The 21,428-nt window shown below is 57.7% G+C and carries 25 protein-coding genes; 16 read left to right on the forward strand and 9 right to left on the reverse strand.

The features are described from left to right. The first annotated feature begins 69 nt into the window (after positions 1-69). The 10 genes from KZZ06_RS08040 to KZZ06_RS08085 all read left to right on the forward strand — a co-directional run bounded on the left by KZZ06_RS08040 (position 70) and on the right by KZZ06_RS08085 (position 8,740). Positions 70-594, forward strand: coding sequence for a CoxG family protein (locus KZZ06_RS08040; RefSeq protein WP_219579519.1), 525 nt, complete (start codon positions 70-72; stop codon positions 592-594). A 65-nt stretch (positions 595-659) separates the two neighbouring features. Further along, on the forward strand, positions 660-1,589 hold the full coding sequence (locus tag KZZ06_RS08045; protein ID WP_219579520.1) for an ABC transporter ATP-binding protein: 930 nt from the start codon (positions 660-662) through the stop codon (positions 1,587-1,589). Beyond that, positions 1,586-2,347 (forward strand): ABC transporter permease, encoded by a 762-nt coding sequence (locus KZZ06_RS08050; RefSeq protein WP_219579521.1) that lies wholly within the window; start codon positions 1,586-1,588, stop codon positions 2,345-2,347. The genes KZZ06_RS08045 and KZZ06_RS08050 overlap by 4 nt, the downstream gene beginning before the upstream one ends. Positions 2,348-2,400: 53 nt before the next feature. After that, the gene (locus tag KZZ06_RS08055; RefSeq protein ID WP_219579522.1) at positions 2,401-3,198 is read left to right on the forward strand and encodes a S49 family peptidase; all 798 of its coding nucleotides are present in this window, start codon (positions 2,401-2,403) and stop codon (positions 3,196-3,198) included. A gap of 172 nt (positions 3,199-3,370) precedes the next feature. Next, positions 3,371-4,324, forward strand: coding sequence for a calcium/sodium antiporter (locus KZZ06_RS08060; protein ID WP_219579523.1), 954 nt, complete (start codon positions 3,371-3,373; stop codon positions 4,322-4,324). A gap of 13 nt (positions 4,325-4,337) precedes the next feature. Further along, positions 4,338-5,117 carry an SDR family oxidoreductase gene (locus tag KZZ06_RS08065; RefSeq protein ID WP_219579897.1) on the forward strand — a complete coding sequence of 260 codons (780 nt, stop codon included), beginning with the start codon at positions 4,338-4,340 and terminating at the stop codon, positions 5,115-5,117. 286 nt (positions 5,118-5,403) lie between these two features. Next, positions 5,404-7,269: an excinuclease ABC subunit UvrC gene (gene uvrC / locus KZZ06_RS08070; RefSeq protein ID WP_219579524.1), complete on the forward strand. Its 1,866-nt coding sequence runs from the start codon at positions 5,404-5,406 to the stop codon at positions 7,267-7,269. Between the two features lie 121 nt (positions 7,270-7,390). Beyond that, a complete protein-coding gene (gene pgsA / locus KZZ06_RS08075) occupies positions 7,391-8,050 on the forward strand; it encodes a CDP-diacylglycerol--glycerol-3-phosphate 3-phosphatidyltransferase (protein ID WP_219579525.1) in 660 nt (219 codons plus the stop codon). Next, a complete protein-coding gene (gene moaD, locus KZZ06_RS08080) occupies positions 8,050-8,295 on the forward strand; it encodes a molybdopterin converting factor subunit 1 (protein ID WP_219579898.1) in 246 nt (81 codons plus the stop codon). Before pgsA ends, moaD begins: the two co-directional genes overlap by 1 nt. A gap of 1 nt (position 8,296) precedes the next feature. Beyond that, a complete protein-coding gene (locus KZZ06_RS08085; RefSeq protein ID WP_219579526.1) occupies positions 8,297-8,740 on the forward strand; it encodes a molybdenum cofactor biosynthesis protein MoaE in 444 nt (147 codons plus the stop codon). Here KZZ06_RS08085 and KZZ06_RS08090 read toward each other — a convergent pair whose 3' ends face one another. From KZZ06_RS08090 to ubiA, 3 genes are all read right to left on the reverse strand, one after another. After that, positions 8,741-9,067 carry a hypothetical protein gene (locus KZZ06_RS08090; RefSeq protein WP_219579527.1) on the reverse strand — a complete coding sequence of 109 codons (327 nt, stop codon included), beginning with the start codon at positions 9,065-9,067 and terminating at the stop codon, positions 8,741-8,743. A 1-nt stretch (position 9,068) separates the two neighbouring features. Next, positions 9,069-10,958, reverse strand: a complete 1,890-nt coding sequence (locus KZZ06_RS08095) for an OmpA family protein (protein ID WP_219579528.1) — start codon at positions 10,956-10,958, stop codon at positions 9,069-9,071. A 63-nt stretch (positions 10,959-11,021) separates the two neighbouring features. Next, positions 11,022-11,996 (reverse strand): 4-hydroxybenzoate octaprenyltransferase, encoded by a 975-nt coding sequence (ubiA, locus tag KZZ06_RS08100; RefSeq protein ID WP_219579529.1) that lies wholly within the window; start codon positions 11,994-11,996, stop codon positions 11,022-11,024. Positions 11,997-12,008: 12 nt separating this feature from the next. On the opposite strand from ubiA, the gene KZZ06_RS08105 reads away from it, so the two are divergent. From KZZ06_RS08105 to KZZ06_RS08115, 3 genes are all read left to right on the forward strand, one after another. Further along, positions 12,009-12,731, forward strand: a complete 723-nt coding sequence (locus tag KZZ06_RS08105; RefSeq protein ID WP_219579530.1) for a 16S rRNA (uracil(1498)-N(3))-methyltransferase — start codon at positions 12,009-12,011, stop codon at positions 12,729-12,731. Between the two features lie 94 nt (positions 12,732-12,825). Next, a complete protein-coding gene (locus KZZ06_RS08110; RefSeq protein WP_219579531.1) occupies positions 12,826-13,353 on the forward strand; it encodes a hypothetical protein in 528 nt (175 codons plus the stop codon). 88 nt (positions 13,354-13,441) lie between these two features. Beyond that, complete coding sequence (locus KZZ06_RS08115) at positions 13,442-14,812, forward strand: glutamate--cysteine ligase (protein ID WP_219579532.1); 1,371 nt, start codon at positions 13,442-13,444, stop codon at positions 14,810-14,812. A gap of 101 nt (positions 14,813-14,913) precedes the next feature. Here the strand turns inward: KZZ06_RS08115 and plsY are convergent, their stop codons facing one another. The 6 genes from plsY to KZZ06_RS08145 form a co-directional block, all read right to left on the reverse strand. Further along, the gene (plsY, locus tag KZZ06_RS08120; RefSeq protein WP_219579533.1) at positions 14,914-15,525 is read right to left on the reverse strand and encodes a glycerol-3-phosphate 1-O-acyltransferase PlsY; all 612 of its coding nucleotides are present in this window, start codon (positions 15,523-15,525) and stop codon (positions 14,914-14,916) included. Positions 15,526-15,527: 2 nt separating this feature from the next. Next, the gene (pyrC, locus tag KZZ06_RS08125; protein ID WP_219579899.1) at positions 15,528-16,805 is read right to left on the reverse strand and encodes a dihydroorotase; all 1,278 of its coding nucleotides are present in this window, start codon (positions 16,803-16,805) and stop codon (positions 15,528-15,530) included. Positions 16,806-16,930: 125 nt separating this feature from the next. Beyond that, positions 16,931-17,467 carry a hypothetical protein gene (locus KZZ06_RS08130; protein ID WP_219579534.1) on the reverse strand — a complete coding sequence of 179 codons (537 nt, stop codon included), beginning with the start codon at positions 17,465-17,467 and terminating at the stop codon, positions 16,931-16,933. Then, entirely contained in the window at positions 17,464-17,979 is a 516-nt protein-coding gene (locus tag KZZ06_RS08135) for a hypothetical protein (protein WP_219579535.1), read from the reverse strand. Before KZZ06_RS08135 ends, KZZ06_RS08130 begins: the two co-directional genes overlap by 4 nt. After that, positions 17,976-18,416 (reverse strand): hypothetical protein, encoded by a 441-nt coding sequence (locus KZZ06_RS08140; RefSeq protein WP_219579536.1) that lies wholly within the window; start codon positions 18,414-18,416, stop codon positions 17,976-17,978. Before KZZ06_RS08140 ends, KZZ06_RS08135 begins: the two co-directional genes overlap by 4 nt. Beyond that, positions 18,413-19,360 (reverse strand): aspartate carbamoyltransferase catalytic subunit, encoded by a 948-nt coding sequence (locus KZZ06_RS08145; RefSeq protein ID WP_219579537.1) that lies wholly within the window; start codon positions 19,358-19,360, stop codon positions 18,413-18,415. The genes KZZ06_RS08140 and KZZ06_RS08145 overlap by 4 nt, the downstream gene beginning before the upstream one ends. A gap of 152 nt (positions 19,361-19,512) precedes the next feature. Between KZZ06_RS08145 and KZZ06_RS08150 the strand changes: the two genes are divergently transcribed. Genes KZZ06_RS08150 through moaB form a run of 3 tightly spaced genes read left to right on the forward strand, consistent with a single transcriptional unit; the run spans position 19,513 to position 21,423 of the window. Then, positions 19,513-20,286: a uracil-DNA glycosylase family protein gene (locus KZZ06_RS08150; protein ID WP_219579538.1), complete on the forward strand. Its 774-nt coding sequence runs from the start codon at positions 19,513-19,515 to the stop codon at positions 20,284-20,286. After that, positions 20,279-20,884, forward strand: coding sequence for a LysE family translocator (locus tag KZZ06_RS08155; RefSeq protein WP_219579539.1), 606 nt, complete (start codon positions 20,279-20,281; stop codon positions 20,882-20,884). The genes KZZ06_RS08150 and KZZ06_RS08155 overlap by 8 nt, the downstream gene beginning before the upstream one ends. After that, on the forward strand, positions 20,881-21,423 hold the full coding sequence (gene moaB / locus KZZ06_RS08160) for a molybdenum cofactor biosynthesis protein B (RefSeq protein WP_219579540.1): 543 nt from the start codon (positions 20,881-20,883) through the stop codon (positions 21,421-21,423). The genes KZZ06_RS08155 and moaB overlap by 4 nt, the downstream gene beginning before the upstream one ends. Positions 21,424-21,428: the final 5 nt, after the last annotated feature.

Below are 21,428 nucleotides of genomic sequence, written 5' to 3' on the forward strand. Positions count from 1 at the left end.
TTTCCATCTTGGCGTCCGCATCGCAACTGCGCTAGGCTGGTGGAAATATCGCCCCAGGAGGATACGCCAATGCAAATGTCAGACACGCGCCAGATCGCCGCCAGCCCAGAAGAGGTGTACGCAGCATTGCTGGACCCCGATATGCTGATCAAATGTGTGCCCGGCGCGACCGAAGTGACCGGATCGCCCGAAGACGGCTTTGAGGCGACCGTGGTGCAAAAGGTCGGCCCCGTGAAGGCAACCTTTAAGGGGCAGGTGGCAATGACCGATCTGGTGCCGGGGCAATCGCTGACGATCAGCGGCGAGGGCAAAGGCGGCGCTGCGGGCTTTGCCAAGGGCGGTGCAGATGTCCGGTTATCGGCCAAGGATGGCGGCACCGAATTAACCTATGACGTCGAGGCCAAAGTCGGCGGCAAGCTGGCGCAGCTTGGCAGCCGGATCATTGACGGCTTTGCCAAGAAAATGGCCGATCAGTTTTTCAACAACCTGCAAGAAACCCTTGAAGGGCCTGCCGATGCGGATGCGGCGGACGGCGAAGATGTCGCGGCGGACGCACCTAAAAAGAAAGGTTGGTTCGGTCGGGAAAAGTCCTGAACTAGCCCCCTGTTATCTCGGCTCTAATCAGTTTAGCGTCCGGAAAAAATTATCCGGAGGCTTTGATGCCAGATATTGTCGAAATCCATGACTTGCGCAAAGCTTATAGCGACGGTTTCGAGGCCCTAAAAGGCGTCACGCTAAACATCAAGAAGGGCGAGATTCTGGCCCTTCTTGGTCCGAATGGCGCGGGGAAAACGACCCTTATTTCAACAGTTTGTGGCATCACCACTGCGACCGGTGGGTCGGTCAAAGTGGGCGGCCATGACACTGTTTTGGATTACCGCGCGGCCCGTTCGATGATCGGTTTGGTGCCCCAGGAAATCAACCTAGAGCCGTTCGAGACGGTGATGAGCACAGTCCGCTTCTCGCGTGGATTATTTGGTAAGCCCAAAAATGCCGCGGCGTTAGAGAAGATCCTCAAGCAGCTGTCGCTATGGGATAAAAAAGATACCCAGATCCGGGCATTGTCAGGCGGCATGAAGCGCCGCGTGTTGATTGCAAAGGCGCTTGCCCATGATCCGCGTGTGTTGTTTCTGGATGAACCAACGGCAGGCGTCGACGTCGAATTGCGCCGCGACATGTGGGAGATCGTGGCCGAGCTGAAAGCAGACGGCGTGACGATTATCCTGACCACCCACTACATCGAGGAAGCGGAAGCGATTGCAGACCGTATCGGCGTGATCGCCCACGGTGAATTGCTGCTGGTCGAGGACAAAGACAAGCTGATGGCGCGCATGGGTAAAAAGCAACTTACCGTGCAACTGTCCAAGCCGATTGACGCGCTGCCCGCCAGCCTGACCTCGGATACGCTGGCGCTGTCGCCCGATGGTGAAAGCCTGATCTACACATATGACACGCGGGCCGAACGCACTGGCATCACCAAATTGCTGTCCGATGTTGCGGCGGCTGGCCTTGTGTTGACCGATATTGAAACGTCTCAAAGCAGTCTGGAAGACATCTTTGTGGATCTTGTAAAGGAGGGTGCGGTATGAACTGGATCGCTGTTTCATCCATCTATAAATTCGAAATGACCCGCTTTTTCCGGACGATCACCCAAAGCTTTGTATCGCCGGTTTTGTCGACATCGCTATATTTTGTCGTCTTCGGGGCCGCGATCGGCAGCCGCATCCAAGAGGTCGAAGGCATCAGCTATGGGGCGTTTATCGTACCGGGCTTGATCATGCTGAGCGTTATCACGCAGTCGATTTCGAACGCGTCTTTTGGTATCTATTTCCCCAAATTCATCGGCACCGTGTTTGAGCTGCTGTCCGCGCCGGTCAATTTTATCGAGATCGTTCTGGGCTATGTCGGGGCCGCTGCGACCAAGGCGTTGTTTATCGGAGTTATCATTCTGGCCACGGCGTTTTTCTTTGTCGATATCACGATCCAACACCCTGTTTGGATGGTTGTGTTCTTGGTGCTGACCTGTGTCAGCTTTTCCCTGTTCGGCTTTATTATCGGGATTTGGGCCGGCAATTTTGAACAGCTTCAACTGGTGCCGTTGTTGATCATCACGCCGCTCGTTTTCCTTGGCGGGTCGTTTTATTCGATTTCGATGTTGCCGCCGGTCTGGCAGGTGATCTCGCACTTTAACCCGGTTGTTTATCTGATCTCGGGGTTCCGCTGGTCCTTCTTTGGGGCAGCCGATGTGCCGATCCTCACCAGCCTTTTCGCGATTGCGGGCTTCACCGCGCTGTGCCTTGCTGTGATTTGGTGGATTTTCCGCACTGGGTGGCGGATTAGGCAATAACTATCGCGAGGTCCTCCTTGTTTGAGAACGAAACGCATTCTACATGGAAGAGTATGAGAAAATACATTCCCTTTATGGCGTCGCATCCAGTCGTGGCGGTCGTCCGTTTGTCTGGCGTGATCGGCGGACGTGGCCGGACCGGTCTGACCGACGAAAGCATCGGACCCGTCCTTGAAAAAGCATTCCGTCGCGGGAAACCAGCGGCGGTCGCTCTTGAGATCAGCTCTCCAGGCGGTAGCCCGGTGCAGTCGTCCTTGATCGGGGGCCGGATCAGACGGCTGGCTGCGGAAAAAGACATTCCCGTCATTGCGTTCGTCGAAGATGTGGCCGCTTCGGGTGGCTATTGGCTGGCGGCGGCGGCGGATGAAATTTACGGCGACCCAAGTTCGATTGTTGGATCAATCGGTGTGATCTCGTCCTCCTTCGGGGTGAACGAACTGATCAGCCGCTACGGTATCGAACGCCGTGTCTATACGGCTGGGCAGTCGAAATCGATGCTTGACCCGTTTCGCCCCGAAAAGGCCGAAGATGTTGACCGGTTGAAGGCCTTGTTAGGCGACATTCACACCAATTTCATCGACCACGTCAAAGAACGGCGCGGCGACAAGCTGGATACAGACACGGATCTGTTCACAGGCGAGATCTGGCTGGCAAAACGCGCCACCGAACTAGGGTTGATCGATGGCATCGGCCATCTGAACCCCATGCTAAAAGAACGGTTTGGCGACAAAGTAAAATTCGCACGCTATGGCAGCAAAAAAGGTCTGTTGTCGCGCTTTGGTGCGCAGATTATCGGCGATGCCGTTGACAACATCGAAGAACGCGCTGCCTATTCGAAGTTCGGCCTATAAATATGGTTCTTAAGATCGTACTGCTGTTTCTGGTCGCTATGGGTGTACTTGCCTGGTTCGGTAAAATGCACTGGCTGGGCGGTAAACGGTTCAATCAATCAAAGTGTCAGTTCTGCGGTCGTTATCGCATTGGTAAAGGCCCCTGTGGCTGTAGGGGTAAAAGCGGATGATCATGCCATGGCTACTAAGTATTCTGGGGCTGGTGATCCTGCTTTTGGCAGGCGACGCCCTGGTTAAAGGTGCGGTGAACCTGTCGCTACGTTTGGGCGTGCCGGCCTTGATTGTCAGTTTGACGATTGTGGCATTCGGAACCTCTGCGCCGGAACTGCTGATTTCAATCAAAGCCATCTTGGACGATGCGCCGGGCATCGCGCTTGGGAATGTTGTCGGGTCCAACACTGCCAATATTTTGTTGGTGCTTGGGGTGCCCGCGCTTTTGGCGACGATGCACACATCGGAATGCAACACACGTAAGACATTTAATATGATGATCGCTGCATCGGTCATCTTTATCCTATTGGCCCTGCGTGGGGTATATGATGCCTATGCTGGGTTCGTTTTGCTGGCGTGTCTTGTCTATGTGTTGTTCGATGCGGTCTGCGACACACGAAAGCACCGCCGCGATAGCAAAGGCATGTGCGCGGCCGGTGTTGAAGAACCCGAAGGGGCAGACCCCGATATGCCGGGCTGGCGCATCGCCGTTTTCCTTGTCTTGGGCTTGGTCGGGCTGCCGTTGGGTGCGGGCCTGTTGGTGGACAATGCATCGGTGATCGCGCGGGCATACGGCATCAGTGACACGGTCATCGGTTTGACCCTTGTTGCGATCGGCACGTCCCTACCCGAGCTTGCAACAACGGTCATGGCCGCATTGCGCCGTCAGGCGGATGTGGCATTGGGCAATGTCATCGGATCGAACATGTTCAACCTGTTGGGCATTATCGGCGTGGCAAGTCTGGTTGGCCCGATTGAAGTTGATCCGCAGTTTATGCGCTTTGATTTTTGGGTGATGTTAGGCGCGTCTTTGCTGCTGATCCCCTTTGTGTATTTGCGCCGCGATATCACACGGGTTTGGGGTATCGTGCTGTGCGGACTATATGTGCTGTACCTAGGCGCTATTCTGATCTGAGAAAGGCCGCATGATGAAGACTGCATTGGTAACGGGGGCCGGTGCGCGGCTGGGCCGTGCGATGGCGCTATATCTGGGCGCGCGCGGCTATGATGTCGCTGTGCACTACAATACATCCTCCAAGGGCGCAGATGACGTTGTTGCCGCGCTCAAGGCGATGGGCCAGCGCGGCGTTGCAGTTCAGGCCGATCTGTTGAACGAGGATGAGACACAAAGCCTGTTCTCGCGTGCGGTGGCAGCACTGGGCGCGCCGATTACCTGTTTGGTGAATAACGCGTCGATATTCGAAGACGACAGGATCACCACCGCAACATCCGAGAGCTGGGACCGTCATATCGGCAGCAACCTGCGCGCGCCGTTCATCTTGACCCAAGCCATGGCGCGGCAGGACCTTACCCCACTGACCGACGAAAATGGCGAACCAAAAGCGCGCGGATTGATTGTGAATATGCTGGATCAGCGGGTCCGCAATCTGACCCCCGAATTCATGACCTACACCATTGCCAAAATGGGGCTGTGGGCGATGACACAGACCACAGCGCAGGCCTTGGCCCCGGCCATCAGGGTCAACGCGATTGGTCCGGGCCCGACGCTGCAAGGCACCCATCAAACCGCCGAGATTTTTGCAAAACAGCGAAAGCGGGCGATTTTGGAACGCGGGGCGAACCCTGACGATATCACGGCGGCGCTTGGCTATTTTATCGACGCATCATCGGTCACAGGGCAGCTATTGTGCACGGACGGAGGCGAGCATCTGGTGTGGAAAACGCCGGAAGCACAAGGGTTTGAGTAGACCCGACCAAGAAAGTTTTGCACTTTGTCATGTGTGTTTACAAATCTGTAACAAATAATGTCGTGTTTTCAGTAGTTTGGGTGGTCATGACTAAAATGTGGCGTAATTACAGGCATTTGGGCGAGCGCCTAAAAAGTAGGCATTCGGTGGAAGTCCGCTGAAAACAAGGGAAAACACGACTTCGCAGAAAGTTATCTGCAAGGTTATCCACAGGAGTCGGGGGTATGTTTCACCTTGTCCCTGATGCCCAACCATTGCAGCACGAGAGCCAGAGATTAGCGAATCGATGACGGATATATCTGAAACACCCAAGACCGGTTACGAGGTCATCCAAGGCTACCTGAAGACCATTGATGGGTCTCCGGGGGTGTACCGCATGCTGGATTCCGAAAGCCGGGTTTTATACGTGGGCAAGGCGCGCAACCTGCGGGCCCGGGTCAGCAACTATGCGCGGCCATCGGGGCATTCGGGACGCATCACGCGGATGATATCGAACACCGCGTCGATGATGTTTCTGACGACCAAAACCGAAACCGAAGCGTTGCTGCTGGAACAGAATCTGATCAAGCAGCTGAAGCCCAAATTTAACGTTCTGCTGCGCGACGATAAAAGCTTTCCCAATATCCTCGTTACCGACGATCAGGACTATCCGCAGATTAAAAAGCATCGCGGCGCGAAGAAGGAAAAGGGCAGCTATTACGGGCCCTTTGCCAGTGCCGGGGCTGTGAACCGCACGCTGAATCAGTTGCAGCGGGTGTTCTTGTTGCGCGACTGTTCTAATGCGATGTTCGAAAGCCGGACGCGTCCGTGTTTGCAACATCAGATCAAACGGTGCTCGGCCCCGTGTGTGGGCAAGATCAGCCCCGAGGAATACCAAAAAACCGTTCAGGACGCGCAGAAGTTTCTGAATGGTAAATCCACGGACATCCAAGGCAGGCTTGCCGCCGAAATGGCCAAGGCGTCAGAAGAGATGGAGTTTGAACGCGCGGCCGCGTTGCGCGACCGGATCAAGGCGCTGACACAGGTGCAGACGGCGCAGGGGATCAACCCGCAAGGGGTGTCCGAGGCTGACATCATCGCCTTGCACATGGCGCAGGGGCAGGCGTGTGTTCAAGTGTTCTTTATCCGGGCGAACCAGAACTGGGGCAACCGTGACTATTATCCGCGCGTCGGCCCGGATGTGGACGCCGCCGAGGTTCTAGAGGCCTTTATCGGCCAGTTCTATGACACCCGCGAACCGCCCCGCCAGTTGATCCTGTCAAACGAGATCGAGAACATGGATCTGATGGCGGATGCCCTGTCAGGCAAGCTGGGTCGCAAGGTCGAACTGCTGGTGCCCCAACGGGGCGAAAAGGCCGAACTGGTGGATGGTGCCTTGCGCAATGCGCGCGAATCCCTTGCGCGCAAGATGGCCGAGACCGCAACCCAGACGAACCTGCTAAAAGGGCTCGCGGAAGCGTTTGATCTGGACGGCCCGCCGCAGCGGATCGAGGTTTACGACAACTCGCATATTCAGGGCACCAATGCCGTGGGGGGGATGATCGTTGCCGGACCTGACGGGATGATGAAAAACCAGTACCGCAAGTTCAACATTCGCGGCGAAGACCTGACGCCGGGGGATGACTTTGGCATGATGAAAGAGGTGCTGACGCGCCGGTTCAAGCGGCTGCTGAAAGAAGATCCCGACCGCAAGCTGGGCATGTGGCCCGAGCTGCTGCTGATTGATGGCGGGGCAGGGCAGGTCAGTGCGGTTGCGTCGATCATGCGCGAATACGGGGTAGAGGACATCCCGATGGTGGGCGTTGCCAAGGGTATCGATCGTGATGCCGGCAAGGAAGAATTCTACCGTGTCGGTAAACGCCCCATGGCCCTGCGGCATAACGATCCGGTGCTGTATTTCATTCAGCGCTTGCGCGACGAGGCGCACCGCTTTGCGATTGGGACACACAGGGCCAAGAGAGCCAAAGCCGTGGGCGCAACGCCGCTGGACGATGTGCCCGGCGTAGGTGCGGCACGCAAGCGCGCTTTGCTGGCGCATTTCGGGTCAGCCAAGGCCGTGGGCCGCGCGAACCTGAGCGATCTGTTGGCGGTTGATGGCGTGTCTCGAGCATTGGCGGAACGAATTTACGCGTTCTTTCACGAACGGGGCTGATCAGGCAGCCACGGCTGTTCCTGTCTTAGGGGCGCGGACGCTCCGCGGGGAGTTTATTCGGCAAAATGAATACGATATCTTGGTGCTTCCCCCTCGCTGGTTCGCGCTGTAGAGTGCGGAAATGAAGTGGAATATCCCGAATACCTTGACGTTACTACGTCTGATCGCAGCGCCCGGTATTGCCGTGCTGTTTTTGTTTCTGTCACGGCCCTATGCGGACGTATTTGCGATGCTGCTGTTTATCTCGGCAGCCGTGACAGATTGGTTTGATGGCTATCTTGCCCGCGCATGGAAGCAGGAAACCAAGCTGGGTGCGATGTTGGACCCGATTGCCGACAAGGCGATGGTGGTGATTGCATTGATGGTGATCGTCGCATTTTCAAGTTGGTCGCCGTGGCTTGTTTTGCCGGCGACTGTGATCTTGTTTCGTGAAGTGTTCGTATCCGGTTTGCGGGAGTTTCTGGGGGATGTGTCAGGGACGTTGAAGGTCACCAAGCTTGCCAAATGGAAGACCACCGCGCAGATGGTCGCGATTGCGGTTCTATTCAGCCAAGGTGTTTTCGAGCATTACTTTGGGATATCCGACATGGGCGTAGATATGATCACGGGCGAGGTGACAGGGATCGGGCTTGAGCACGAGTTGACCGGCGTCGATCTGGACCTTGAGATATGGGCCGGTTTTGTCGGGCTTGTTCTGTTGTGGATCGCTGCCGCCCTGACCGCGATTACCGGCGTTGATTATCTGCGCAAGGCCTTGCCACATTTGACGGAGCCGAAGTGATGGACGTTCTGTATTTCGCCTGGGTGCGTGAACGCATCGGTTTGCCGCGTGAACAGATTGAAACAGCTGCTGCGACAGTGATGGATCTGGTGGAAGAGTTGCGGGCGCGGGAAGAACGCTATGCGTTGGCGTTCTCGGATCTTAGCAGCCTTAGGGTCGCCGTAGATCAAGAGCTTGTTGATTTTGACGCGCCTTTGGCCGGTGTGCGCGAGGTTGCGTTTTTCCCACCGATGACCGGGGGCTGAGATGCATATTTCGGTTCAGCTGGAGGCCTTTGATCTGGGTGCTGTATCGGCCGATTTTGCGCGCGGTCACACAGACATGGGCGCGATCGTGACCTTTACAGGTATTGTGCGCGATCTGCCCGATGACCCGTTGCAAGCGATGGAGATCGAGCATTATCCCGGTATGACGGAACGGGCGTTGCGCGGCATGGCTGAACAGGCAATCGCGCGGTTTTCACTGGGTGATGCGTTGGTTATTCACCGCTATGGCACGTTGGTGCCCGGTGAAATGATCATGATGGTTGCGACAGCAGCACGGCACCGCAAGGATGCGTTTGAGGCCGCCGAATTCCTGATGGATTATCTGAAGTCCCGTGCGCCGTTCTGGAAGCGTGAGATCACCAAGAACGGGTCGGAATGGGTTGCATCCAAAGACGAGGATGAAGACGCGCTGGCGCGCTGGTAATCAGTCGGGCTGTTCGCGTTCGATATAGGCGCGCATTTCTTCGGCCTCGTGACGCGCGTCGCGCAAACCATCCATTGCCGCACGCAATTCCGCCTCGGTCTGGCTAAGCTGGTTGGTCAGCTCTGCCTCGCGTTGCTGTAGATAGGTGATCGCCTGATCGCGGGTTTCTTCGGCTTCGTGCAGTTCCTGGCTCATCCGGTCAAGTTCGGCAACATCGCCAGCGGCAACCCGTGTAAAACGGTGCAACAGCCAGTTGGCAAACCAGCCCAGACTAAAGGCGACGAACAGGACAATTGCAGTGGCGATAATAAACTCGGTTCTGCTCATGTCAGTTGCCTTCCTGCGTGGTCGTTGATGCGTCGGGCTTTGTATCGCCTGTATCCTCGGCGTTTTCCAGCGTTGTTTCGTCTGTTTCTTGAGGGATCAGCCGGAACTCAATCCGGCGGTTGGCTTCGCGGCCCTCTTCGGTCCCGTTCGACGCAATCGGGTTTTCTTCGCCAAATCCCTTTGCGACAAATGATGCTGTCAGCACGCGGCGGGCACGCAGTTCATTCAGTACCGATTGGGCGCGTGACTGGCTCAGAGCAAGGTTCATTTCCTCCCGGCCTTGGCTGTCGGTATACCCTTGGACCTCAAGCGCGATACCGCCGCATTCTTTCAGAATTTCAGCAATCTGATCCATCGTCCCCAAGGCGGATGCGTCAATGGTGGCGCTGCCCGGTTCAAAGGTGATTTTCCCCTTGGCAATCACGGCACCAATCTGGGCTTCGCATTCTTCGGGGGTCGGCAGGCCAAGCACAGGATCAAGCCGCTCTTGATACACAACGGCAACATCGTAGTCCTGGCCTTCGCCCAGCTTGCCGGCCAGTAAGGTCGCGATTTGAGAGCCGGCATCGGGGTTGCCGGTATTGCCCGTGACGCGAATGGCGTCCGGGCTGACAATGACGGTACCGTTTGCCAGCTTTGACAGGGCATCAAGCCCGGACAACACGCGTGTGGGCCAATCACTGGGCAGATCATCAACGATGCGGGCAGCGGTATAGACCTTGTCGGATCCAAACTTGGCCTTGGCATAGCTGTCGGCCAAGTTGCGCAAAGCGTCATCGCTAAGGCGGCCACGCAATTGCACATCGCCTGTTGGTGACAAGGTTGCGACGAATTCCGGTGGCCCTGCGTTGGGGTCGGATGCAACGGGCAGTGTCGCTGTCAGGGCGAAAACATCCGGCAACGAGGTTTCAAGTTCGCCAATCACGCGATCGAAAAGCGCCTGATCGGTGCCTTCTTTTGCGATCAGGTGAATGTCGGCATCGACAAAACTGACCGACCCGCCACCAATCTTGGAAAGCGCTGCAATCGCAGTTTCAACGGCATCGGCCCAACGCGGCGTTGGCACACCCATGCCCACGGTGCAGCGTTGTCCTTCGGGGGCACCTGCTTTTACCGCAGCATTAAGAATCTGATCGCGTGCCGCTTCGGTGTCGGCGCTACATCCGTCGAAATCGGTCTCTTCTTCGCTGATCTGAAAACGCAGGGTAAAAGGCGTGATGACCGGGCGCGGGGCCGAAATGTTCAATGTCACATTCAAACCGGGCGGGGTCGCGCGGCGGAGCTGTGTTTCCAGACGTGCCTTGGCCTCTGCGCTGTCAGAGATTGCTGTGATGATCACACGCCCTGCGGATACCGACACTTTGGCGCGGGGCAGTTTTGCCATCGCCGAAATGGCAAAGCCAAACGCGTCTTCCCAACCATGCGGGGACGGGTAGTTTGCAGATTCAAGAAAATCGGCGACATGATCCTTGCCGGCCATAGCGTTAAAACTTTGAATGGCAGCGTCGCGGTCCGTGGTGGTCGGGATCAAGCCGCTGATCGACACGCCGGAATCGTTGCGCAGGATTTCAGCCGAAAACCGTGGGGCTGCGATTGCTGCCTGTGACTCCACAGCCATCTGATCAATCACACGCGCCGCGTCGACCACCGTTCCCGCAGCGCTCAGCGCGTTAAAGCGAACAACCTCGTTTGGGGCGGTTCCAGACAGTGCAACCTGAAGCCCGTCTGCCTCGACTTCTGCCCATGACATGTCTTGTTCATCCAGCACGTTGCGGACGGCGATTTCAGAGTTGTCTTCGATCAATTTGACCGAGAAATTAGCCGCAACAAGGGAAAGCGTTGCAGCGACTGAAAATGTCAGCGCGATGATCAGAATGGCAGACAAACGCATAAGTTCATTTCTGAGATCGTTAATGTTAAACAAGGTGATACGCGTGGGGGCCGATCTGTGCAATCAGACCAGCAGTGCCGCCGCGAAAAATAACAGCGGAATTATGCCAGTATCGCGGTTAACGTGAAACAGCTTTAACAACTTATCGTTATTGTTGATATCCAAGCCGCGCAATTGCCACGTCATATGCCAGCCCATTGCCCATGGTCCCGCTATTGCGAGAACCATCGCCAGAAACGAGTCGTTGTCGCGTAGGGCAAAGATAACTGCCACCCCCATCAGCCCGACGGTCGCCACCAGAAAACGGCGCATCCATTGCGGTGTTTCGTCGCCAAACAGCCGCGCCGTGGATTTAATCCCGATCAAGGCATCGTCTTCGGTGTCGAGATGCGCATAGATTGTATCATAAAAAAGCGTCCAGGCGATGCCAGCCATATAAAGAACGACCGCAGGGGCACCCAGCGATCCGGTATGCGCAGTCCATGCCAGCAATGCGCCCCAGTTGAAGGCGATGCCCAGAAATACCTGAGGCCACCACGTAAAACGCTTGGCGAACGGATAGATCGCAACCGGCAAGAGCGCCAGAATGCCCAAGGCAATTGCAGCGTAGTTAAAGCTAAGCAAAATGAAAAATGCGATCAGGGCCTGCGCAACCATCCATGCGACCGCGCCTTTTACGCTGACTTGCCCTGACGGGATCGGGCGGGAACGCGTGCGTGCCACCTGCGCATCAAAGTCGCGGTCGGTGATGTCATTCCATGTGCAGCCCGCCCCGCGCATCAGCCATGCGCCGAAGGCGCAGCCGATAAAAATCCACAGATCAAACCAGCGAGGTTGCTGATCTGACAGCATGGCCAGCATCAGACCCCACCAACATGGCAACAACAAAAGCCACGTCCCAATCGGGCGGTCTGCACGGCTAAGCCGCAGATAGGGGCGGGTAGAGGCGGGCGCAAAACGATCAACCCAATTGCCTGCGACGGCATCCGCCACAGGTTCATTTTCGGTGCCATCTGGTACAGTTGGATCGTCTTGCATATATCCGTGCCTATGAATGCGAAAATTAGACTTTATGTAGAGCATCCCTTGGGTCAGGGGCAATCGGTTCCTTTGGACAAGGCGCAGGCGCATTACCTGTTCGGGGTGATGCGGCAGGCCGAAGGTGCGCATGTATTGCTGTTCAACGGCACCGATGGCGAATGGTTGGCGCAGGTCACCCAAGCGGGCAAACGTGGCGGGGTTTTAACATGTGTCGAGGCGACGAAACCTTTGCATGTGCCGCCAGACCTGTGGCTGATCTTTGCGCCGATCAAGAAGGCCCGCACAGATTTCATCGTCGAAAAAGCCGCCGAAATGGGCGCGCGCCGGATCGTGCCGGTGCAGACTGATTTCACCAATTCGGGCCGTGTCCAGCGCGACCGGTTGCAGGCCCACGCGGTCGAGGCGGCAGAGCAATGCGGCGGGACATTCGTGCCGGAAGTGGCCGAGATGATCAAACTTGACCGTCTGTTGGATCAATGGACGCCCGAGCGGTCACTGATGTTTTGTGACGAGGCGTTGGTGGGGCAAGAGGCAGGGTTGGGCGCGGCAAAGCCTGGACCATGGGGGATTTTGATCGGTCCCGAGGGCGGATTTTCGGATCGCGAGCGGGCCCGGTTGCAACGGCTGGAGTACACCCGGCCTGTTACCCTGGGGCCACGTATCCTGAGGGCGGATACGGCTGCGGTTGCTGCGATGACAGTTTGGCAGCAGGCTTTGGGGGATTGGACTTGAGCGTGGGACCCGCTGTAACCGATACCCAAGTGGGGGTTGCACACCCCCACACCCCCGTGGAGTTTACTTGGCAAAATGAAGGTGGGATGAAGCCATGAGTTTTTTGCGGCCTGAGGCGAAAGCGGAGTTGTGGCGGTGGCGCGAGGTTCTTGGCGGCGCGGCTGTCATTCTGTTGGGATGGTGGTTGGTCGCGGGGCCGGGGCTTTTGTTGGCGGTGCCGGGGTATGCGTTGATTGCTGCCGGCGTTGCGTTTGTTTGGCTGGGTGTCCAGCGTGTCCGGTTTCGTAAATCGGGCCATGGGGCCGGTGCCGTGCAGGTGGACGAAGGGCAGATTGCTTATTTCGGGCCCCTGACGGGCGGGATCGTGGCGCTGCGCGAGATGGAACGGCTGAGCCTCGTGCGCGGATCATATCCGGCCCATTGGAAACTGGAGCAGCCTGGACAAAATGCCGTGATGATCCCGGTGGATGCCGCTGGCACTGAGGCGTTATTTGATGCCTTTGCGGTCTTGCCGGGGTTGAAAACCGAACGGATGCTGGCCGAACTTGCCGATGACAAGACACTTTCGGTCGTAATCTGGGAGCGACAACCAATGCGCCCGGCAAGCGTCCTGTTGCATTGACACCCCCGAGAATTCGCACCATCCCTAACGAGCACGTGAACTATTTTCTCCCTGAAACCTAACGAAACAAACCCGGAGCCACCCCCTTATGTCTATCCCTCAATCCGGCGGCGGCCCGATCGAAAACCATGCGCAGCTGGCGCAGTATCTGGCTGACGGCTGCAAGCCCAAAGAAGACTGGCGCATCGGCACAGAGCACGAGAAATTCGGCTATAACAAAGAAACGCTTTTGCCGCTGCCCTATGAGGGGGCGTGTTCCATTCGCGCAATGCTTGAGGGTTTGCGCGATGGCCATGGTTGGGCCCCCGTCGAAGAGGGTGGCAAGCTGATTGGTTTGGTCAAGGATGGCGCGAATGTATCGTTGGAACCGGGCGGCCAGCTTGAGCTGTCAGGCGCGCCCGTCGAGACCATTCACGAGACATGTGACGAGGTAAACGTGCATCTGCGCGAAGTCCGCGATGTGGCGGACCGTATCGGCGCAGGGTTCATCGGGCTGGGTGCCGCACCAGTATGGACCCATGAGCAGATGGATCTGATGCCCAAGGGGCGTTACAAACTGATGAACGAATACATGACCAAGGTTGGCACGATGGGCCGGGTCATGATGCGCCGGACCTGTACCGTGCAGGTGAACCTTGATTTCGGATCCGAGGCCGACATGGTGCAAAAGCTGCGCGTTGCCTTGGCCTTGCAGCCGGTTGCGACGGCGCTGTTTGCGAATTCCCCGTTCTTTGAAGGCAAGCCGAACGGCCATAAATCCTGGCGCAGCCGGGTGTGGCGTGATCTGGACCCTGCGCGCACCGGCATGTTGCCTTGGGCGTTCGAGGACGGCATGGGGTTTGAACGCTGGGTCGAATACGCGTTGGATGTCCCGATGTATTTCGTCTACCGCGACGGGCAGTATATTGACGCATTGGGGCAGTCGTTCCGTGATTTCCTGAAGGGCAAGCTGCCCGCACTGCCGGGTGAAATGCCAACGCTCAGCGATTGGGCGGACCATCTGACAACCGCATTTCCCGAAGCGCGGATCAAGAAATTCATCGAAATGCGTGGCGCGGATGGCGGGCCTTGGCGGCGACTATGTGCCTTGCCCGCGTTTTGGGTCGGCTTGATGTATGATCAAACCGCGCTGGATGGCGCGTGGGATCTGGCCAAGGGCTGGGATGCAGAGACCCGTGAAGGGTTGCGGGTTGCGGCGTCTGTCGACGGTTTACAGGCTGAATTCAACGGCGTGAAAATGCATGATCTGGCCCGCGAAGCTGTGGCACTGTCCGAGCATGGGTTGAAAGCCCGCGCGCGTAAGGGTGCCGGTGGCATGGTCCCGGACGAGACCCATTTCCTGAACGCGCTGAAGGAAAGCATCGAGACCGGCAAGGTCCCGGCGGACGAGTTGCTGGACGATTATAACGGTAAATGGAATGGCGATCTAAGCCGGATTTACGCTGAGTATTCGTACTAAAATCAGGTGGCCGCAGGCAGTGCTGTCTGCGGCTTTGATGCATAGAAACGCTACCGATGACGGCAATCGAACGCAGCCGTGAAGCCTGTTGGCAGTTGCGCCTAGGCTTTCTTTGCGCCGATCTTGGGCTCGGTGCCTGCTCTGATCCGTTTGATGTTTTCGCGGTGGCGCCAAAAGATCAGCAGGGTTAAAAGCACCCCAAGGAAAAATGCGCTCCCGTAGCCTAGGACAAGCAAGAACACGGTCGAAGTGGATGCTGCGGCAATCGCGCCCATCGACGAAATGCGGGTGACAAGCGCGCCGATGAGCCACGCCAGACAACAGGCCAGACCGGCGGGCCATGCCAAGGCCAAGATCACGCCAAGGAATGTTGCAACGCCTTTGCCGCCTTTGAATTTCAGCCACACCGGGTAACAATGCCCGATCATTGCGGCAAGCCCGGCGATCTGCGCGGCGTCTTCACCAGCAAAGAAACGGGCCAGCAGAACGGCCACCGCCCCTTTGGCCCCGTCCAGCAGCAAGGTCAGGGCGGCTGCGGTTTTGTTTCCGGTGCGCAGAACATTGGTTGCCCCGATATTGCCCGACCCGATGGTGCGCAAATCGCCCAAATTCATGGCGCGCGCCAATAGCAGGCCAAATGCGATTGAGCCGATAAGATAGCCCAGCACGGCCCAAAGAGAGAGCACGGCGAGCGATGAATCGATGATGGGCATGGTTACGAGGCCTTATAAATACATTTACCGGAAACATAGGTTTCCAAGACCTTACCCTGCATGCGCATCCCGTCAAAGGGCGTATTGCGCGATTTCGAGCGCAGGGTTTCACGGTCCATGACAAAGGGCGCGCCATCGTCAAACAGCACCAGATCAGCGGGCGCACCGGCGGTCAGGCGACCCCCGGGCAGGCCCAGCCGTTTTGCGGGGTTAAACGACAACGCCCGCCACAGGGTTGCGATGTCCATCATATCGGAATGTACCAACCGCAGGGCGGCGGGCAGCAACGTCTCAAGACCGACGGCACCGGATGCGGCTTCCTCGAACGGCAGGCGTTTGGATTCCTCGTCTTGGGGGGTGTGCATGGAACAGATGATATCAATCAGCCCCGAGGCGACGGCCTCGACCACGGCGATGCGGTCGTCTTCGTCACGCAACGGGGGCTTGAGCTTGAAGAACGTCCGGTAGTCGGCCACATCGAGCGCGTTCAAAGTCAGGTGGTGAATGCCAACGCCTGCGGTAATATCCAGCCCGTTGTTTTTAGCGCGCTCAAGCGCGGGCAGGGCGCGGGCGGTGGTGATTTGATCGGCGTGATAGCGGGCTCCGGTCATCTCGATCAAGGCGATGTCGCGGTCCAGCCCCATGCGTTCGGCCATTGGCGATACGGCCGGCAGCCCGCGCAATGACGCGAATTTGCCCGATGTTGCGGCGGCACCTTTGCTCAGGATTGGTTCCTGAGGGTGGGCAATAACCAACGCGCCCAGACTGCGCGCATAGGTCAACGCGCGCGAGAATACTTTGGTGTCGGTGATCACCCGGTCGCAATCGGTAAAGGCGATGGCCCCTGCGTCCATGAGAAAGCCGATCTCGGTCATCTCGCGGCCTTCGCGGCCTTTGGTCAGCGCGGCCATGGGCACCACGTTAACGGGCGCTGCCTCGTTTGCGCGGCGGGTGACAAATTCCAACACTTCGGGGCTGTCGATGGTCGGGTTGGTATCCGGGCGCGTGACCATCGTGGTGACGCCGCCCGCTGCTGCGGCCAATCCTGCCGATCGAAAGCTTTCCTTGTGACGCTCGCCCGGCTCGCAAACCTTGACGCCCAGATCGACAATGCCGGGGGCCAGATACTTGCCGCGACAATCGACAACCGTACTGTCACCCGGAATGGGTGCATCCTCGGGCAGGATCGCGGTGATCTGACCGCCCTCGACCCGCAGGGTGCCGTGGGTCACAGTGCCCGCTTCGGGGTCGATCAGTTTCGCGTTCACAAAGTGCAGCATGACGTTACTATCTTTCACAAAGGGCTATCCGCCGATCCACACCATCATCGCCACGACGCCAAAGGCGACGAGCAGGGCAACAGTGGCAACGCGGCCGGACATTTTCGGATCAGGTTTTGGTTCTTTCACAACAGCCACCATAAGATCAGGCCAATCGCTACGATTAGCGCCAGCAATATCACCGCCCCGCCTGCGCGGCCACGCGGTGGTGTTGTGGGGGTCATATTCGGCACGCCGGTATAGGGCTGCGCTGCGTCGGCGGTCAGGGGCGCGGTGGCCATGGTGGGTTGTTCTTCGCCATAGGTGCCGATCAGGGTCAGGTCGGGCCCGATGCGCAGCGTGGTTTCGGCCCCGTCAAAGGCGGATGAAAACAGCAGCAAAACATAGCCTTCCAATGCGTCAAGGCGGGCGCGGTCCGCGGTAATCTGCGCCTCGGTCACGGTATAGCCGTCCGTCAGATACCGTGGCAGACCCACGCCTGTCAGATCGGATACGGCAAACAGTTCAGCCGACCCGGACGGCACGGCAAACCCGAGGAGATCGGAAATAACCGCCGCTTTGTCATTGTCTTGCAACGTGCGGGCCATGGCATCAACGGGTCGGTTCACGGCGAACAGCCTGATCTGGCCATGCTCGGCTGGGGGGATTGTAAGTGTTGTCATTGTTTTGCACCTTTGTACGCGGTTGCCATCAGACTACATAAACTGGTGCTGTCCTGAACATATTCAAATCCGAGATGAGCCGCGAGCGCAGGATTGTCACCGCGTTCTTGTCGAATGAAAAACACCGACGGCGGGCTGGTCGGTTTGACATCGGGGGCGGTCTCGAGGCTGCGGGAAAACGCTTTGACGCGGGTTTCGCCCTTGTGCAGACGAAAGAACAGCGCGCGGTGGTTTGTCAGCGCATACCGCGTGCGGGTCAGTTCAGCCCAGCGGTTCAGGCCTTTGACCAGCGACAAAACGACCAAACCGATCACGACGGCCAACACCACCGATTGCGACACGGGCAGGCTGTTATAGGTCAGCAACACACCACCCGCGATCACGGTGCCCGCAGCCCCAATAAACGGCCCCAACAGTTGAAAGTTTCGAAGCGAAATGCGTGGCTTGGGACGACCTGTCCAAAGCAGCTTTTCACCATCCTCAAGAACATTTTGCCAAAAGTCATCGGTCATAGCGCGGCCTCGCGTGCGGCGGCGATCCGTGCTTTGGTCTCGCGTAGGTTCGGCACCAGAGGGAGCGTGATGCTTTGACGGTTGGGCAAACGCAAGGTGATCGACCAGAGCGACAGCTTGCCGATGGCCGCGATATCGGTCAGCGCCAGTTCCAAGGGGGCGACAACATCAGGTTCATTGATATAAAGCGCACGATTTGTCAGACGCCAGACTGTTTTGCGGTTTGCGTACCAGATTTGAAATTCTTCGAAAATCCACATGTAAAACAAGGCCGTGATGGCCGATGCCACTGTCCATGTCAGAACATCGAAATACGGCAGGATCGGAGAGCACACCAGCATCGTCAACACCATCAACACCGCAGTCCGCGACACAAACGCGCCCCACGAAATGCGCCAGCTTAGCAGTTCACGTTCGTCTGAGGGCGAAGACGTCACGCGGCCCCCTTGCGGCGGTCGCTAAGGTTCTGCGCCAAAAGATCCATCGCAGCCATCCGCACGGCGACGCCCATTTCCACCTGATCCTGAATAACGCTGCGGTTGATGTCGTCGGCAAGGGTGCCATCGATTTCAACGCCGCGGTTCATCGGGCCAGGGTGCATGACGATAGCATCGGGCTTGGCGTGGCTCAGTTTTTCGGCATCCAAGCCAAAGCGGTGATAATATTCACGCTCTGAGGGGATGAAGCCGCCATCCATGCGTTCTTTTTGCAGGCGGAGCATCATCACCACGTCAACGTCTTTCAGCCCCTCTGCCATGTCATCGAACACCTCGACGCCAAATTCGCCGATTTGCGAGGGCATCAACGTGGGCGGGCCAATCAGGCGGATGCGGTTTTCCATCTTGCCCAGCAGCATGATGTTGGACCGTGCAACACGGCTGTGTGCGATGTCACCGCAAATGGCGATGGACAGACGGTGCAACCGGCCCTTGGCACGGCGAATGGTCAGCGCGTCCAGCAACGCCTGTGTGGGGTGTTCGTGCCGCCCGTCACCGGCGTTCAGCACGGCGCAGTTTACCTTTTGGGCGAGCAGATCAACGGCACCGGATTGCGGATGGCGCACGACCAGCAGATCGGGGTGCATCGCATTCAGGGTCATCGCGGTGTCAATCAGGGTCTCGCCCTTCTTGATCGACGACGCCTGCATTGCCATGTTCATCACATCCGCGCCAAGACGTTTGCCCGCGATCTCAAAGCTTGCCTGCGTGCGCGTCGAGTTCTCAAAGAACATGTTGATCTGGGTCAGACCCTTGAGAGCATCACTGTGCTTGTGCGGTTGTCTGTTCAGATCGGCATAGGTGTCGGCCAGATCCAGCAGCGTTGTAATGTCATCTTGCGACAGCGGCTCAATACCAAGAAGATGTTGGTGTGCGAAACTCATAAGGCGACCCCACGCTATTTGTGGCGTTATAGGCGGCGGGGCGAGGCTGGGCAAGTCATCTGGCGGCGCATCTGACCGTGACGGAGGAATGGATTTAAGACCATTTGGAAGTTGGGATTTTTATTAGCCACGTCAGCGCGTAAGTTGGAAACATGGAATCAGTGGAATATCATCAAGCGCTCGCGCTTTTGCATTGGCAGATCGAACTTGGCGCGACCGAAGCGATTTGTGATGCGCCGGTTAACAGGTACGAAGTGCCGGCCGCGGTTGAGAAACCAAAGGCTGCCAAACAAGGCGGACCGCGTATCGTGCCAATGGCGGCGGGTATTGATCCTGTAGCCGAGGCCGAGCGTATTGCGGCGGGGGTCGGATCGCTGGACGAATTGCGCGCCGCCATGGAAAGCTTTGAGCATTGCGAGCTGAAACGCGGCGCACGTAATATGGTGTTCAGTGGTGGCACGCCGGGTGCGCGGGTGATGATTGTCGGCGAGGCACCGGGCCGTGATGAGGACCGCGAGGGCAAGCCTTTTGTCGGGCGCGCGGGGCAATTGCTGGACAAGATGCTGGCCGCGATTGACATGGGGCGAACCCATGAAACAGCGCCGGTGTATATCACCAACGTGTTGCCGTGGCGGCCACCGCAGAACCGTGATCCAAAGCCGATCGAGATCGCGATGATGAAGCCGTTTCTTGAAAAACATATCGCCCTGGCCAAGCCCGAGGTGTTGGTGATTGTGGGCAACTGGTCAGCGCAGGCATTGCTGGGCAAGCGCGGCATCACACGTTTGCGTGGCCAGTGGACCGAAGCGCTGGGTCTGCCTGCGTTGCCAATGTTCCACCCGGCTTATTTGCTGCGCAGCCCCGAATTCAAACGCGAGGCTTGGGCCGATTTGCTGGCGCTGAAGGCAAAGTTGAACCGTGGTTGATCCCCTGACGCTTTTGGCATTCGTGCCCGCTGCCTTGGCGCTGAACCTGACGCCGGGGGCGGATATGATGTTTTGTTTGGGGCAGGGCATGCGCTTTGGCCCCCGGGCTTCTGTCGCGGCAAGTGCGGGCATTTCGTTGGGCGGCATGGTGCATGTGACGCTTGCAGGGTTGGGGCTGGGTGCGCTGGTGGCTGCGGTGCCTTGGGCCTTTGACGTGATCCGCTGGGTTGGTGTCGCGTATCTGCTGTGGCTTGCGGCGCAGACGTTTCGCGGGGGGCGGAATACCCAAACCGGTGCCGTGCCCCCATCGGCGTTTCGCGGTGCCCTGATCGTGAGCCTGACCAACCCAAAGGTGATTTTATTCGTGCTGGCTTTTGTGCCACAATTCGTGGTGCCCGAAGCGGGGCCGGTTTTGATGCAATTCCTGATCTTTGGCGCGGTTCTGTCGCTTGGCGGATTTGTGATCAATGCCTTGGTTGGCGTTTTTGCCGGTGGGCTGGGGCGCAAATTGGCCAAGGGTGGGCAAGCGCTGCGCTGGATCAGCAGTGGCATATTCGTCGCTCTTGCAGCGCGGTTAGCAGTATTGGAGCGGGCATGAGCCGTATCGATGAAACCAAAGAATTTATCCCTGTGCGCATTGCGGTGTTAACCGTCTCGGACACGCGCGCCATGGCTGATGATCGGTCTGGCGATGTCTTGGCCGCGCGGATTGCCGAGGCGGGGCACGATCTGGCGCATCGCGCAATCATCCGCGATGAACGGGCACAGATTGCGGACCAGCTGCGCACGTGGTGTGCGGATGACACGGTTGACGTGATCATCAGCACGGGCGGCACTGGGTTGACCGGCCGCGACGTTACCGTCGAGGCGCACCGCGATGTGTACGAAAAAGAGATCGACGCGTTCGGGATTGTTTTTACGATTGTGTCGATGCAAAAGATAGGCACCTCGGCCGTACAAAGCCGCGCGACAGCCGGTGTGGCCCAAGGTACGTATCTATTCGCGTTGCCCGGATCGCCCGGGGCTTGCAAGGATGCGTGGGACGAGATCCTGCTGAAGCAGCTGGATTACCGGCACATGCCCTGTAACTTCGTCGAGATTATGCCCCGTTTGGACGAGCATCAGCGGCGAAAGTAACGAAA

Origin of the sequence: Sulfitobacter sp. CW3 (assembly GCF_019392245.1) — a bacterium.
Classification (GTDB): Bacteria; Pseudomonadota; Alphaproteobacteria; order Rhodobacterales; family Rhodobacteraceae; genus Sulfitobacter.